General features: G+C 68.7%; 11 protein-coding genes and 1 riboswitch. Of the genes, 4 read left to right on the top strand and 7 right to left on the bottom strand.

Annotation, left to right across the window (positions count from 1 at the left end; genetic code table 11):
* Both ACIRGA_RS35780 and ACIRGA_RS35785 read right to left on the bottom strand, forming a co-directional pair.
* The coding region (locus ACIRGA_RS35780) for a serine hydrolase domain-containing protein (RefSeq protein WP_400949999.1) at positions 1-1,218 on the bottom strand (1,218 nt) is incomplete at its 3' end.
* Between the two features lie 93 nt (positions 1,219-1,311).
* On the bottom strand, positions 1,312-2,040 hold the full coding sequence (locus tag ACIRGA_RS35785) for a sugar isomerase domain-containing protein (protein WP_400950003.1): 729 nt from the start codon (positions 2,038-2,040) through the stop codon (positions 1,312-1,314).
* Positions 2,041-2,171: 131 nt separating this feature from the next.
* On the opposite strand from ACIRGA_RS35785, the gene ACIRGA_RS35790 reads away from it, so the two are divergent.
* The 4 genes from ACIRGA_RS35790 to ACIRGA_RS35805 all read left to right on the top strand — a co-directional run bounded on the left by ACIRGA_RS35790 (position 2,172) and on the right by ACIRGA_RS35805 (position 6,500).
* Entirely contained in the window at positions 2,172-2,867 is a 696-nt protein-coding gene (locus tag ACIRGA_RS35790; RefSeq protein ID WP_400950006.1) for an alpha/beta hydrolase, read from the top strand.
* A 21-nt stretch (positions 2,868-2,888) separates the two neighbouring features.
* Positions 2,889-4,142 carry a class I SAM-dependent methyltransferase gene (locus ACIRGA_RS35795; RefSeq protein WP_400950009.1) on the top strand — a complete coding sequence of 418 codons (1,254 nt, stop codon included), beginning with the start codon at positions 2,889-2,891 and terminating at the stop codon, positions 4,140-4,142.
* Between the two features lie 94 nt (positions 4,143-4,236).
* Positions 4,237-5,445: an LCP family protein gene (locus ACIRGA_RS35800; protein WP_400950014.1), complete on the top strand. Its 1,209-nt coding sequence runs from the start codon at positions 4,237-4,239 to the stop codon at positions 5,443-5,445.
* A 524-nt stretch (positions 5,446-5,969) separates the two neighbouring features.
* On the top strand, positions 5,970-6,500 hold the full coding sequence (locus tag ACIRGA_RS35805; protein WP_400950016.1) for a GNAT family N-acetyltransferase: 531 nt from the start codon (positions 5,970-5,972) through the stop codon (positions 6,498-6,500).
* Here ACIRGA_RS35805 and ACIRGA_RS35810 read toward each other — a convergent pair.
* From ACIRGA_RS35810 to ACIRGA_RS35830, 5 genes are all read right to left on the bottom strand, one after another.
* Entirely contained in the window at positions 6,487-6,951 is a 465-nt protein-coding gene (locus ACIRGA_RS35810; protein ID WP_400950018.1) for a peroxiredoxin, read from the bottom strand. The two genes, ACIRGA_RS35805 and ACIRGA_RS35810, sit on opposite strands and share 14 nt — an antisense overlap.
* A 17-nt stretch (positions 6,952-6,968) precedes the next feature.
* Positions 6,969-8,780 (bottom strand): putative bifunctional diguanylate cyclase/phosphodiesterase, encoded by a 1,812-nt coding sequence (locus ACIRGA_RS35815; protein ID WP_400950021.1) that lies wholly within the window; start codon positions 8,778-8,780, stop codon positions 6,969-6,971.
* A gap of 234 nt (positions 8,781-9,014) precedes the next feature.
* Complete coding sequence (locus ACIRGA_RS35820; protein WP_400950023.1) at positions 9,015-10,460, bottom strand: cytochrome P450; 1,446 nt, start codon at positions 10,458-10,460, stop codon at positions 9,015-9,017.
* A 137-nt stretch (positions 10,461-10,597) separates the two neighbouring features.
* Positions 10,598-12,871 (bottom strand): 5-methyltetrahydropteroyltriglutamate--homocysteine S-methyltransferase, encoded by a 2,274-nt coding sequence (gene metE / locus ACIRGA_RS35825; RefSeq protein WP_400950026.1) that lies wholly within the window; start codon positions 12,869-12,871, stop codon positions 10,598-10,600.
* Positions 12,872-12,971: 100 nt separating this feature from the next.
* Positions 12,972-13,195, bottom strand: a riboswitch (cobalamin riboswitch).
* 134 nt (positions 13,196-13,329) lie between these two features.
* The gene (locus tag ACIRGA_RS35830) at positions 13,330-14,406 is read right to left on the bottom strand and encodes a ribonucleotide-diphosphate reductase subunit beta (protein ID WP_037344090.1); all 1,077 of its coding nucleotides are present in this window, start codon (positions 14,404-14,406) and stop codon (positions 13,330-13,332) included.
* Positions 14,407-14,544 lie beyond the last annotated feature (138 nt).

A 14,544-nucleotide genomic window follows, 5' to 3' on the forward strand; every position in this document is an offset into this window, starting at 1 on the left:
GGCGCGGGGGGGCGGTGGGGGGGGGGGGGGTGGGGTGCGGGGGGTCTCCCCCCCCCCCCCCCCCCCCCCCCCCCACGACCGCAGGGCGCTGAAGGTCGCGTTCACCAGCGCCATCTTCCGCGGATCGTCCCGCATCAGCGGCCCCATCCGGTTCATCGTGTAGCCGAAGGCGATCCCGCTTTCGGGATCCGCGCCGCCGGACGAGCCGCCGAACCCGTCGTGCCCGAACGCGCGCGGGTTCGGCCCGAAACCGCGCTCCTCGCTGCCGAGATAGAACCCCAGCGCCCATTCGTTGCCCAGCCCGCCGACGACGTCGGCCTCGCGGCCCTGTCCTTCGCGGGCCGTCGCGAGCGCTCCGGCCGAGAGCAGCCGCCCGGAGGCGAGCGCGCCGTAGACGGTCGCGATGGCCCTGGCGGTGCCGTGTCCGTTCAGCGCGGGCAGGATCGCGCGCCGCCACTCGGGATCGTTGGCGTCGCGGCCTTGGACGCGCGGGTTCGCGAGCGCCGCGAGGGCGACCGGGCCGGCATTGGCGAACGCCTGGGTCAGCGCGGTCTGCATCTCGTCGCTGAGCACGGGCTCGACGAGGGTCGAGCAGCGCGCCAGATCGGCGTCGGAGTCCAGGCCGATCCGGAAATCCACGTCCAGCGGACCGGCGATGTGCTTCGCGAAGTACGCGCGGACGTCCTGCCCGCTCGCCCGGCGGATCACCTCGCCGACGAGGAATCCGAACGACAGCGCGTGGTAGCCGCTGGCCGTGCCCGGTTCGAAGAGCGGCTCCTGCGCGGCGAGCAGTCCGGTGATGTGGTCCCAGTCGTACAGTTCCCGCACCGTCACCGGCCGGTCGAGACCGATCCCCGTCACGCCGGAACGATGGGAGAGCAGCCAGCGCACCGGAATGTCCCGTTTGCCCGCCGCCGCGAACTCCGGCCAGTACTTCGCGACGGGCGCGTCGATATCGAGCAGGCCGGCGTCGGCGAGGTGGTGCGCGCAGAGCGCGGTCATGCCCTTGGTGGTCGACCAGACGTTGGTGAGCGTGTCCGCCCGCCACGGGGTCGTCCGGTCCGGATCGGCCCAGCCCGCCCAGAGATCGACCACGGTCTCGCCGTGCCGGGTCACCGAGAACGCGGCGCCGATCTCGTCGCGTTCGGCGAAGTTCTCTTCGAAGGCGGCGCGGACGGGTTCGAAGCCCGCCGCGCACTCGCCGTGGATCTCGGTCATGGCACGGACCTCCTGCGGAAACCGACTGGTCGGTATGTGACCGTAGAAGGCCCGCGTGGACGAGTCAAGGAACTCGCCCACGCGGTGGAGGAGCTAGCGGAGAGCGGGGACCCGCGCGCCGTACTTGGCCAGCAGCGCGGCGTTGGCCTCGTCGCCACCGTCCACGTTGGAACTGCGCCACAGCGGGATGTCGACGCCCTGCGCCGCACCGAGGTCCACGACCTCGGCCAGCACGAGGTTCCAGAGGAACGCGTTGATCACGGTGGACAGTGGCGCGGTCCGCGGCGCGTCCGGCGGGTAGCTCGAGTCGCCGGGACGGACGTGGGAGTCGAGCACGATGTTCGCCTCTTCGATCAGCGTCGTGGCCGCGCGTTTGGGCGCCGCGGCCACGGAAGCGGCCGAACTCACCGCGATGACCGACGCCCCGCGCTTCCGCGCCCCGGCGGCCAGCTCGACCGGATACGGGTTGACCCCCGAAGTCGAGAACACCACCAGCAGGTCGTCCGGCCCCGGGGCGCGCTCGGCCAGCACCTCTTCGGCGAGCCCGGAGCGGCGCTCGGTCTTGGTGCTGTGCCGCGCGCCGTGCAGCGGCAGCAGTTCGGGGTGGTAGACCGGGTAGACGCAGGCGAGCCCGCCCGCGCGGTAGAAGGTCTCGGCGACCGCGGCCAGCGAATGACCGGCCCCGGCGGTGAACACCAGGGCGTCGGCCCGGATGACCCCCAGGATCAGCTCGGCCGATTTCCGGATCTGCTCCGCGTTACCCCGTTCGGCCTCCGCGAGCCGTTCGGCGACGTCCGTACAACGTTCGGTGGTGCTCACCACATCCGCCCTTCCGTCTGGAGATCAGCGACGAATGTATCGCGTGGACCAATGGCCGAAGTGGAATACATCGGGTCATGATCGAGGTTGACCCGATCACTGCGGCCGGGGTTTCGGAGACTGGAGGGTCCAGGGTGAGCGAGGCTGATCCCGCGGTGCGGACGTGGCGAGCACGCGGCCAGGTGAAAGCCGTGGTGCTGGTACTGCACGGCGGCGCGGAGCACAGTCATGCCCGCGTGGCGCCGTGGCGGCTGGCGTACCAGCGGATGGTGCCGCTGGCGAAGGACGTCCACCGGGCGGGCCGGGAGCACGGGGTCGAGGTGCGGCTCCTGCGCAACCGGATCTACGGCTGGAACGACCACGGCACCGACGCGCTCGCCGACGCGCGCTGGGCTTTGCACCGGATCCACGACGATCACCCCGGCGTACCGGTGATCCTCGTCGGCCATTCGATGGGGGGCCGGGTCGGCCTGCGCGTCGCCGACGATCCGGCCGTCATCGGCGTCTGCGCACTGGCGCCGTGGACACCGCCGGGTGAACCCATCGACGCCGTCGGCGGCCGCGCCGTGCTCATCGCGCACGGGACCAAGGACCGGATGACCGATCCGGTGGCGTCACACGCTTTCGCCGAACGTGCCGAAAAGGTGACATCGCGGTCGGCGCGGTTTGAAATCGGTGGCGAAGGGCACGCGATGCTGCGGAGGTCTCGCGTCTGGAACCGTCTCGTACGGGCATTCACACTCGAGCTGATCGAAGCCGGGGGCACTGACGAAACGCTGAGCGGGGCCTGGGGCCGGCCCAGCTCGGAGCGGTTGCGGATCCCGGTCTAGACCGGGCGGGAGGGAGTACTCATGTCCACGTCGAGCGTCGATCGGACGGCCGGTCCGTCCGTCCCTGACGAGAACCGGTGGCCGGGATTGGCCACCCCGCCGCATTCCCCGTTCCGCGCGCGGATCGCCGAGCAGTTGTTCCGGCACGCGGTGCGCCCGTTGAACGTCCGCGTGCGCATGCCCGACGGCTCACAGCTGGGCGCGGGCGGCCCGGACGCGCCGGAGATGCGGCTCGACCGTCCCGCCGCCTTCTTCCACCGCCTCGGTGTGGACGCGAAGATCGGCTTCGGTGAGGCCTACATGGTCGGTGACTGGACGAGCGACGCGCTCGCCGAGGTGCTGACCCCGTTCGCGGAGCGGATGGCGACGCTCATCCCGCCGCTGCTGCAACGGTTCCGCCGCTTCGTCGACCGCGGCCACCCGGACGGCGAGGAGAACACCGTCGAGGGCGCCCGGGCGAACATCCATCGTCACTACGACCTGTCCAACGAACTGTTCGGCGCGTTCCTGGACCCGTCGATGATGTATTCGTCGGCGTTGTTCGGCCCGGACGACGACCTCACCGCCGCCCAGCACCGCAAGATCGACAGCGTCCTCGACTACGCAGGGGTCCGCGAAGGCAGCACGGTGCTCGAGATCGGCACCGGCTGGGGCGAACTCTCGATCCGGGCCGCCGCGCGCGGGGCCACGGTCACGTCGCTGACCATTTCCGAGGAGCAGGCGAAGCTGGCGACCGAACGCATCGCGGCGGCGGGTTTCGCCGACCGCGTCGACGTCCGGCTGTGCGACTACCGCGATTCGACCGGTGAGTACGACGCCGTGGTGAGCGTCGAGATGATCGAAGCGGTCGGGGAGGCGTACTGGCCGACGTTCTTCGAGACCATCGGGAAGCGGCTGAAGCCGGGCGGCAGGCTGGGGCTCCAGGCCATCACCATGGACCACGAGCGCATGCTCGCCGCGGGCCGTTCGTACACCTGGATGCACAAGTACATCTTCCCAGGCGGGCTCATCCCGTCGACCACCTCCGTCGAACAGGGGCTGCTGGAGCACGCGCGGCTGCGGCTGGAGGGGGTGCGCGAGTTCGGCCACGACTACGCCCGGACGTTGCGGCTGTGGCGGGAGAGATTCACCCAGCGGTGGGGCGAGATCACCGAACTGGGCTTCGACGACGTCTTCAAGCGGATGTGGGAGTTCTACCTGGCGTACTCCGAAGCGGGGTTCCGTTCGGGGTATCTCAAGGTCCACCAGTTCGGATTCGCCGAAACCGGACAGTGAGCACCACCCAACCGATGCGGGGTGCCGGACGTCCTTCACCTAGGGTCTGCGGTTGACTGGGCCCTACACGCGAGATCGGGACGGGTGATTCGGCATGACGTATGGAGGCGACGACCGAGGGCGACGGCTGCCGCCACAACGGCCGCCGTCCGGCCGCCCCCGGCGGCATCAGCCCGCGCAGATGATGCCGCTGCCGGGCCGGGGGAGCAGCCCGTACGACGAGCGGACGACGCCCATGGGGCACGGAGGCCAGGAGCGCCCCGCGGGCCCGCCTCCGCGCCGTCCAGGCCCGCCGCAACCCCCTCCCGGCCGCCCGATGGACGACGCGCGCCCGCCGCGGCGGCGTAAGCGCTGGGGTTTCGGCAAGGTGCTGCTCACGTTGCTGACCGTGTTCGTGGTCTTCCTCGCCGGCGTGTGGGTGTACCTGGAGTTCTCGATCAACCGCGTCGACGCGTTGGCCGACTACTCCGGCCGTCCCGTCGCGGCCGAGGGCACCAACTGGCTGATCGTCGGCTCCGACAGCCGGGACGGGCTGACGCCCGAAGAGCAGGAGAAGCTGGTCACCGGCGACACCAAGGCCGCCGGCGGTGGCAAGCGGACCGACACCATCATGATCGCGCACATCCCGGACAACAGCACCAAACCGACGCTGCTGAGCCTCCCGCGCGACTCGCAGGTGGCCATCCCGGGACACGGCAAGAACAAGATCAACGCGGCGTTCTCGATCGGGGGCCCGACGCTGCTCGCGCAGACCGTCGAAGGCGCCACCGGCCTGCACATCGACCACTACGCCGAGATCGGCTTCGGCGGCTTCGCGAAGATCGTCGACGCGATCGGCGGGGTCCACATGTGCGTCGAAAAGCCGATGGAGGACACCATGACCGGGATCAAGATCCCGGCGGGTTGCCAGGACCTCCAGGGTCCGCAGGCGCTCGGGTTCGTCCGCATGCGGCACAGCGACGCCACCCCGCGTTCGGACCTCGATCGCGTCGCCAACCAGCGCAAGTTCATCGGCGCGATGGTCAGTGAGATCGGCAGCCCCGGCACCCTGCTGAACCCGTTCTCGCTGTTCCCCCTGCTGTCGACCGCGCCGGACGCGCTGACGATGGATTCGGGCGACCACGTGCACAACCTGGTCGGGCTGGCGCTGGCGATGCGCGGGATCTCGTCGGGTGGTGTCGTCACCACGACGGTGCCGGTGACCAACGGTTCGGCGGAGAACTGGGACAAGACGAAGTCGAAGCTGCTCTTCGACGCGTTGAAGAACGACACGGAGATCCCGGACAGCGCGATTTTGACCTGATTTCCGGCCTCGTGAGTGGTAAGGACGGTTACTGAGCCGAAGGGCAAACGTGTCATGTTCCCGGGCGGGTCGATGGTGGGATGAAGGCTCCCTTCGCCGCGTCTAATGCGGTAAAAGGAGCCTTCGGTCCCTGGTCAAGCGCGGGTCGTGAGTGGCGTTTCGGGTTATTGAGGGGCAAGTCAAATATGGCGTGCTGCGCACCCTTTGCGGCCTTGGTCCGCACTGGCCGACGAGGGCCGACCGCGCCACGAATGTCCACAAGGGACACTTTTCGAGCCACAAGTGTCCGATTTGGGTAGTCTGCACGGTGTCGCAAGGGGGTCGTGAGTGGCAAAGAGGGTTCTAACCCTCATTATCACTCACGACCTCGACCAGGATCGTACATATAGCTATAAACCGGACACCGCGCAGTCGAAAACTGTCCCTTGTGGACACTCAGCGGCGCTTTGACGTCAGTGAAGAGGGCCCACGCCACGTTTGACTTACCCCTCAATAGAACCGCCTTACCACTCACGAGGAGCCTGATGGAAGCGCCCGCGGAGACCCTCGCCGACGACGTCGTCACGCTGCGCCGCTGGCAGCCGGAGCAGCTCGAAACCCTCGCCGCCGTCGCGGGGGATTCCGCCGCGCATCTCGGCGCCTGGATGATCTGGGCGACCTACGGATACGGTCGTCGCGAAGCCGCCGACTTCCTCGAGCACACCGCGAAGAACTGGGCCGAAGGCAAGACCTACGACTTCGCGATCTTCGCGGCGGACGACCTCGTCGGCGGTACGGGCATGATCACGCATCCCGACCGGATCGAGATCGGCTACTGGCTCGGCAAGCACCACGCCGGTCGAGGCTTCGCGACGAGGGCCGCGAAGCTCCTGGCCGACGAGGCTTTCCGGCTGGGCGCACAGGAGGTCGAGATCCGGCACGACGAGAAGAACCTCGCGAGCGGTGCCGTGCCCGCGCGGCTGGGGTTCACGATGATCGGCGACGAGGCCGCCGAACCGCCGCTCGCCCCCGCCTGCGCGGGTGTCACCAGGATCTGGCGGCTCAAGCGTCCTTAGTCTTGCGTTCGCGTAGGGCCGCGAGCGCCTTGTCGGCGTGCACGGTGAACTTCAGCTCGCTCTTGATCACTTCGAGCACCTTGCGGTCGGTGTCGATGACGAAGGTGTGCCGTTTGGCGTGCAGCGGGCTGAATTTGCGCCATACGCCGAACTGTTTCGCCACCACACCGTCCACATCGGACAGCAGGGGATAGTCGAAGCCGTGTTTGGCGGAGAACTCCTGCTGTTTGGCGACGGCGTCCGGGCTGATGCCGACGCGGTGCGCGCCCAGCTCGGCGAATTCCGCGGCCAGGTCGCGGAAGTGGCAGCTTTCCGCGGTGCAGCCGCTGGTCATCGCGGCGGGGTAGAAGAACAGCACCACGGGGCCGGACGAGAGGAAGTCCGACAGCGTGCGCTCCTCGCCCTTGTCGTCGGGCAGCGTGAAATCCGGGGCGATGTCACCTTGGTCCATGGCCCGATCCTGCCACCTCAATGGGCGTGGCGTTCGATCAGCTCGTCGACCTCGTCCCCGGTCGCGGAATCCGCGACGAACGAACCACGCGCCGCGAGGACGCCGTACCGCCGCAGCCGTTCGGCCTGTTCGTGGGTGTGGACGCCTTCCGCGCCGATGCGCAGTTTCAGCTCCTTGGCCCTGGCGACCAGCTGGCACAGGTGGCGGACGTCGGCCTCGTTCTCGCCGTGGGCGAGCGCGTCGACGACCGCGCCGGACAGGATCACGTGGCGGACGGGCAGCCCGTGCCGGGGGATCAGCTCCAGATCGTCCGAGCCGGAGATGGTCAGCACCAGCTGGGCACCCAGATCGGCCAGTACGGCGAAGGAGTCGAGCACTTCGCCGCTCGAGTCGAGCACGGACTCGCGGTCCGTGCACAGCCGCAGCGCCTGTGCGGGCAGGTTGTGCCGGTCGAGCTGTTCCTTGACCAGCAGGACCAGATCGGGCTCGATGGCCAGCCGGTTCGGCAGCCGCACGCAGACGTCGGGGGCGGCGTCGCCGAACCTGCTGCGCCACCGTGCGGTGGCGGCGAGCGATTCGGCCAGCAGCCACCGGCCGAGCGGGATGGTCATCCCGGTGATCTGCGCGAGCGGGTAGAACTCGCCGGAGTCCAGTTCGCCCTTCTCCGGATGGCTCCAGCGCAGCCCGGCGTTGACGGCGGCCAGCTGGTCGGGATTCGCGAGTTTCACCGTCGGCTGGTAGATCAGCGAGAACTCGCCGTTCTCCAGCGCGCCCGCGATGACCGCGCCGAGCTGGTAGCGGCCGCGGTCACGTGCGTCGAGTTCCGGATCGAACAGCATCCACTGCGCCTTGCCGGCCTCCTTGGCGCGGTGCAGGGCGATTTCCGCGGCCCGCAGCAGGTCTTCGGGGCCGCCGTCGGCGACCGCGCGGACGACGATGCCCGCGCTCGCGCTGACCCCGATCCCGTGCCCGCCGAGGTAGATCGGCTCGGCGAGTTCCTCCAGCGCCTGCTCGACCAGGGCGATCACCTGGGGCGGCGTGAACTCGCCGCGCAGCAGGACGGCGAACCCGTCGCCGGACAGCCGGGCGACCGAACCGTCGTGCCTGCCGGCGAACACGGACTGGAGCTTCGTCGCGACCCCGCGCAGCACCTGGTCACCGATGCCCGCGCCGAGCCCGTCGTTGATCACCTTGAAGCCGTCGACGTCGAGATAGACGAGGGCGACCTGCTCACCGCCGGAACCGGCCAGCGCGGCTTCGAGCGCGTTGCCGAACGCGGTGGCGTTGGGCAGACCGGTCAGCGGGTCGTGCACGTTCTGGTGCAGCAGCTGTTCCTGCAGAAGGTGGATCTCGTTGGCGTCGGAGACCATCAGGACCGGATAGGCCGAACCGGGCCGGTCACCGGGAAGGTCGGTCAGGGTCACGTCGACCCAGAGCGGGCCTTCCTCGCTGTGGTCCATCAGCAGCCGTTCCTGCTGCGTCGGCTGGCCGAGCGTCATCAGCTGCGAGAGCCCGTTCCGCAAACGGGCGACGTCGTGGTCGGCGGAGCCGAGATCGGGGATCTTCCGCCCGCGCAGCGCGGCGGGGCGGCAGCCGAGGAGCGTGCCGAGCGCGGTGTTCGCCTCGACGATCGAGCCGTCGGAGTCGGCGAGCGCGATCCCGATGGGGGAGGCGGAGTAGAGCTTGGAGAAGCGCAGCAGAGCGGGCTGGTGATCGGGCTCGGCGCGGACGGCGTCCTGGGCGACGCCGAGCAGGAACCGTTCGAGTTGCTCCTTGGGAAGCGATACTCCTTTAGTGTCAGCGAGCGTCTCGGCCCATCTCCGGGCCACGTCCACCAACCCTGGCGCGGAACCAGGTTCGGGCACACTTCACCTCTTCATGCGCGGTTGATGGCCAGCTCAGACCGGGTGTCCGAGCCCACGGACCCACACTAGGTATGAGCCGACCGGGTGTAGTGCCACGGCACCATGCGCGATCCGGGGTGTCTACCGGCTGAAAGGGTGATCACTGCTACACGAGTGGTGACCGGAAGTTACCAAGAGTGCTCGATCGTGGGCATCGTTTCACCGAGGCGTCAGGTGGATCGGAAGGCCGTCCGCCGGAACGGGCAGCGAGACGTAGTCCCAGCGCGCGGTGTAGCCCTCCGGGACCGACCACCGATACGCCCGCAGCATCTCGTGCAGCAGCGCCTTCACCTCGAACGTCCCGAAATGCAGGCCGATGCACTTGTGCGCGCCGCCGCCGAACGGCATCCACGCGTAGCGGTGCGACTTGTCCTCACGACGGTCCTCCCCGAAGCGGTCCGGGTCGAACCGCATCGGGTCGGTCCAGTGCTCCGGCGAGAAATGGTTGACGGTCGGAGAGACCCCGACGAGTGTCCCTTCGGGAATGAAATGCCCGAGAACCTCGGTGTCCTTCACGGTCTTCCTTGCCAGGGAAGGAACCGGGGCCACCAGCCGCAGGGCTTCCTTGATCACCAGGTCCAGCGTCGTCAGGGTCTCCAGCGCCTCGATGTCCGGCACGTCGTCGCCGAGCGCGAGGGACTCCTGGCGCGCGCGTTCCTGCCACTCGGGGTTCTTGGCGAGGTGGTAGACGGCGGCGGCGCTGGTGATCGTCGACGTGTCGTGCGCGGCCATCATCAGGAAGATCATGTGATTGACGACGTCGGAGTCGGTGAAGCGATCGCCGTCTTCGGTGGTGGCGTGGCACAACGCGGTGAAGAGGTCGTCGCCGTCGCTCGCCCGTTTCGCGGGCAGATTCGCCGAAAAGTAGCGTTCGAGGACCTTGCGGCCGTGCAAGCCCGCCGCCCAGCGGCCGCCGGGAACGGGGAACCGCACGATGGCCGTGCCCGCGCGCACGGAATTCACGAACGCGCGGTTGATCGCGGCCGCGTCGTCGCCGGACCGCATGCCCATGAACACGCGAGTCGCGACGTCGAGCGTGAGCTGTTTGAGGGACCAGTAGATCCGCGGGTTCTGCCGGTCGGCCCACGCGGCGATGCCTTCGCGCAGGGCCGGTCCCATCTGGTCGACGTAACCGGTGAGCCGTTGCCGGGTGAAGGCCGCCTGCATGATCCGGCGATGCAGGTGGTGCTCGCCGAAGTCGAGCAGCATCAGGCCGCGGTCGAAGAACTGCTCGATGAAGAACTTCCAGCCCTCCTGGGAGAAGGCCTTGTCCTTGTTCACCAACGCGATCTGCGTGGCCTCCGGGCCGGAGAGCGTGACGATGCGGCGCCCGAACGCGCCCATCCACGACACCGGGCCGTAGGTCTCGTAGCGTTTGAGGCCGAACTCGATGCCGAAGCGCATGAAGTCCAGCGCGTGCCCGACGACCGGCGGGCCTTCGTCGCCGAGGACGGGTTTGAGGCCCGGCGGCGCGGGCGCGAGTTCGCGGACCGGCCAGGTCGCGCCGAGCCAGCGCTGGTCGACCGAACGCGGCAGGGGGATCGAGGTGAGCGGCGGAACCCGCTCCCGCAGCGCCCCGGTGACCTTTTCGACGGCGTTCGCCATGGTGACCATCTCCCCGCTGAGACCGGTTACCGCTCCACCATCGCACCCTTATTGACGAGTTGACAATACCCCTGCGGAGTTCCGTGAAGGCCTCCTTGAGGGACCCAGAGTCCCTCAAGGAGGCCTTCACGGACCGGTCAGCCCAGTTCGGCGCGGACCGTGTGGGCGGCCTCGACGAGGTTCCGGAGTGCCGGTTCGACCTCGGCGTAGCCGCGGGTCTTCAGGCCGCAGTCCGGGTTGACCCAGATCCGCTCGGCGGGCACGGCGCCGACGGCGGTCCGCAGCAGCCCGCTGACCTCGTCGACGCCGGGGACACGCGGCGAATGAATGTCGTAGACGCCCGGCCCGACGCCGCGGCCGAAGCCCGCCGCGCCGAGATCGGTGACGACCTCCATCTTCGACCGCGCGGCCTCGATGCTGGTGACGTCGGCGTCGAGCGCGTCGATCGCCTTGACCACGTCACCGAACTCGGAGTAGCACATATGCGTGTGTATCTGGGTGGCGTCGTCGATCCCGGATGTCGCCAGCCGGAACGACGAAACCGCCCACGCGAAGTACGCCTCGTGCGCCGCAGCGCGCAGCGGGAGCAGCTCCCGCAGCGCCGGCTCGTCCACCTGGATGACGCGGATGCCCGCCTCCAGCAGGTCATGCACCTCGTCGCGGATGGCCAGCGCCACTTGACGGGCGGTCTCGCCCAGTGGCTGATCGTCGCGGACGAACGACCAAGCCAGGATCGTCACCGGCCCGGTCAGCATCCCCTTGACGGGTTTGCCGGTCAGGCCCTGCGCGTAGCGCGCCCACTCGACGGTCATCGGCTCCGGACGTGAGACGTCGCCGTACAGGATCGGCGGCCGGACACACCGCGAACCGTAGGACTGCACCCAGCCGAAGTCCGTGGCCGCGAACCCGGCCAGCCGCTCGGCGAAGTACTGCACCATGTCGTTGCGTTCGGGCTCGCCGTGCACCAGCACGTCCAGGCCGAGGTCCTCCTGCAGCCGGATGACGCGCTCGATCTCCGCCTTCATCGCGGCTTCGTAGCCCGCGTCGTCCAGCGAACCCGCCTTGTGCGCGGCGCGTGCCTTGCGGACGTCGGTGGTCTGCGGGAACGAGCCGATGGTCGTGCTCGGCAATGGCGGCAGATCCAGCGCTGCCTGTTGGGCAGTCGCGCGCTCGGCGTAGGGGGAGCGGACGGTGTCTTCCGGCCGCAACGCCTCCAGCCGCGCACGGACCCCGCTGTCGGCCAGATCGGCCGCCGTCGCGCGATCCGTGGCCGAGGCACGAGCGGCAGAGAGGTCGACGCCGTCTTCCTTCATCGCGCGCCCGAGCAAGACGACCTCGTCGACCTTCTGCCTGGCGAAGGCGAGCCAGCCCTTCAGGCGCGGGTGAAGCCCGTCCTCCCGCTCGACGTCGTAGGGCACGTGCAGCAACGAGCAGGACGTCGACACGCTGACCGTCCTCGCGACGCCGAGCAGGGTCGCCGCCCGGCTGAGCGCGCGGGTCGGATCGGTGCGCCAGACGTTACGGCCGTCCACGACGCCGGCCAGAACCTCCTTGTCCCGCAAGGCGGGTTCGGCGGCGACGGCGTCCACAAAGGACTCATCGGTGACGAGGTCGACGGCGATGGCGTCGATCGGGGAGCGGGCGAGTACGCCAAGGCCACGCCCGAGTCCGCCGAAGTACCCGGCGACCAGGATCTTCGGCCGCACGGTCTCCTTGGCGAGCCGGTGGTAGGCGCGGATGAGCGCGTTGAGCTCGCGCTCGCTGCGATCCGCGGCGAAGGCGGGCTCGTCGAGCTGGACCCACTCGACGCCTTCGTCGTGCAGACGCCGTAACAGCTCGACGTAGCCGTCGAGGAGACTGTCGAGCAGATCAAGCGGGCGGAAGCCCTCGGGAGCCGCCTCGGCCGGCTTCGCGAGCAGCAGGAACGTCACCGGGCCCACCAGCACCGGCCGGGTCTCGACGCCGATCGCGCGGGCTTCGCGGTACTCGTCGAGCGGCTTGGTGCCGGTGAGCGAGAACGCCGTGTCCGGGCCGAGTTCGGGGACGATGTAGTGGTAGTTCGTGTCGAACCACTTCGTCATTTCCATCGCCGGCGCGTCCTGCACCCCGCGCGCGGCGGCGAAGTAGGTGTCGAGCGGCGAGAGCCTGAGCGACGTGAAACGCTCCGGCAGCGCTCCGAACAGCTCGGTGGTGTCGAGCACCTGGTCGTAGTGGGAGAAGGTGTTGGAGGGGACGGAATCCAGCCCCGCGTCCTTGAGTTCCCGCCAGGCCCGGGTGCGCAGCGCGCGGCCGGTGCCCAGCAGTTCGGCCTCGTCGATCTTGCCCGCCCAATAGCGTTCGAGTGAACGCTTGAGTTCCCTGTCGGGTCCGATCCGGGGGTAGCCCAGCACTGTCGTGCCGATTTCGGTCACAGCTCTCTCCTCGCGAGCTTGTCGTGAGAGCCAGGAGCGCGCGCAGGAGTGACCGCCGTTCGGTCGTGCCCATCCCACGAGGCCCGGACTCACGCACGCCGTCGGCGCGCGTACCACGGGCAGGTCTTCGGACTCGTGGGCGGCTCGCTCGCTCCTACCGGCCGTCGCTTCCCGGGGCGCCATGTCCCAGTGCTTTACCGTGTCTCGCACGGTGACGGCTTTCGTTCCCACATACCGCTGCGGGGCAGTCCCGGATTCGCACCGGGTTCCCTGTTACCTCGACCGGCCTGGGAGGCCGGGCGAACCAGTAGCACTCCGGAGCGTACCGAACTCGGGTCTCGCGTGATTGGAGGCGTAACTCACGTGATCAGACGGCGAACTCGCGTGTCCGGAGGCGAAACACACGAGTTTCGTCTCCAGACACGCGAGTTACGTGTCTGATCACGCGAGTTACGGGTTCAGTCCCAGTCGAGGGCGCCACCGGACTGGTACTCGATGACGCGGGTCTCGAAGAAGTTCTTCTCCTTCTTGAGGTCCATCGCCTCCGACATCCACGGGAACGGGTTCTCCGTCTCGCCGAAGATCGGCGCGAGGCCGATCTGCTGCGCCCGGCGGTCGGTGATGAAGTGCATGTACTGCTCGATCAGCTCGGCCGAGAGCCCGAGCATGCCGCGCGGCATGGTGTCGCGGGCGTAGGCGACCTCGAGCTCGCAAGCCTCGGTCAGCATCGTCCGGATCTCCGCCTGGAACTCCTCGGTCCACAGGTGCGGGTTCTCGATCTTGATCTGGTTGATGCAGTCGATGCCGAAGTTCAGGTGAATCGACTCGTCGCGCAGGATGTACTGGTACTGCTCGGCGATACCGATCATCTTGTTCCGGCGGCCGAGCGAGAGGATCTGCGCGAAACCGGTGTAGAACCACATGCCCTCGAAGATCACGTAGAACGCGACGAGGTCACGAAGGAAGTTCTGGTCGGCTTCCGGGGTGCCGGTCTCGAAGTCCGGGTTCTCCAGGTTCTGCGTGTACTTCAGCGCCCACGCGTCCTTGTCCGAAATGGACGGGACCTCGCGGTACATGTTGAACAGCTCGCCCTCGACCAGGCCGAGGCTCTCGCAGATGTACTGGAAGGTGTGCGTGTGCACGGCTTCCTCGAACGCCTGGCGCAGCAGGTACTGGCGGCATTCGGGGTTGGTGATCTGCCGGTACACCGCGAGCACGATGTTGTTGGCCACCAAGGATTCCGCGGTGGCGAAGAAGCCGAGGTTGCGCTTGAGCATGGTGCGCTCGTCCTCGGTGAGGCCGTCGGGCGACTTCCACAGCGCGATGTCGGCCTGCATGGCGACCTCGGTCGGCATCCAGTGGTTGTTGCAGCCGGCGAGGTACTTCTCCCAGGCCCAGGTGTACTTCATCGGCAGCAGCTGGTTGACGTCGGCGCGGGCGTTGATCATCCGCTTGTCGTCGACGTTGATGCGGGCGGCGCCGACTTCGATCTCACCGAGGCCGGTGGCGTCGGCGGAGGCGTCAAAGGTGGTCATAGAGGCTCACTTCACGTGTGGGTCGGGTGGGTCGTGGGGGGGGGGGTGGGGGTTGTGCCCCCAACCCACAACACCCACCCCGGGCCAGGGGGGGGGGGGCCGGGGGGGGGGGGGGCGGGGCGGCAAGTGGGAGGCGGG

This window comes from Amycolatopsis sp. NPDC102389 (assembly GCF_044765885.1).
Classification (GTDB): Bacteria; Actinomycetota; Actinomycetes; order Mycobacteriales; family Pseudonocardiaceae; genus Amycolatopsis.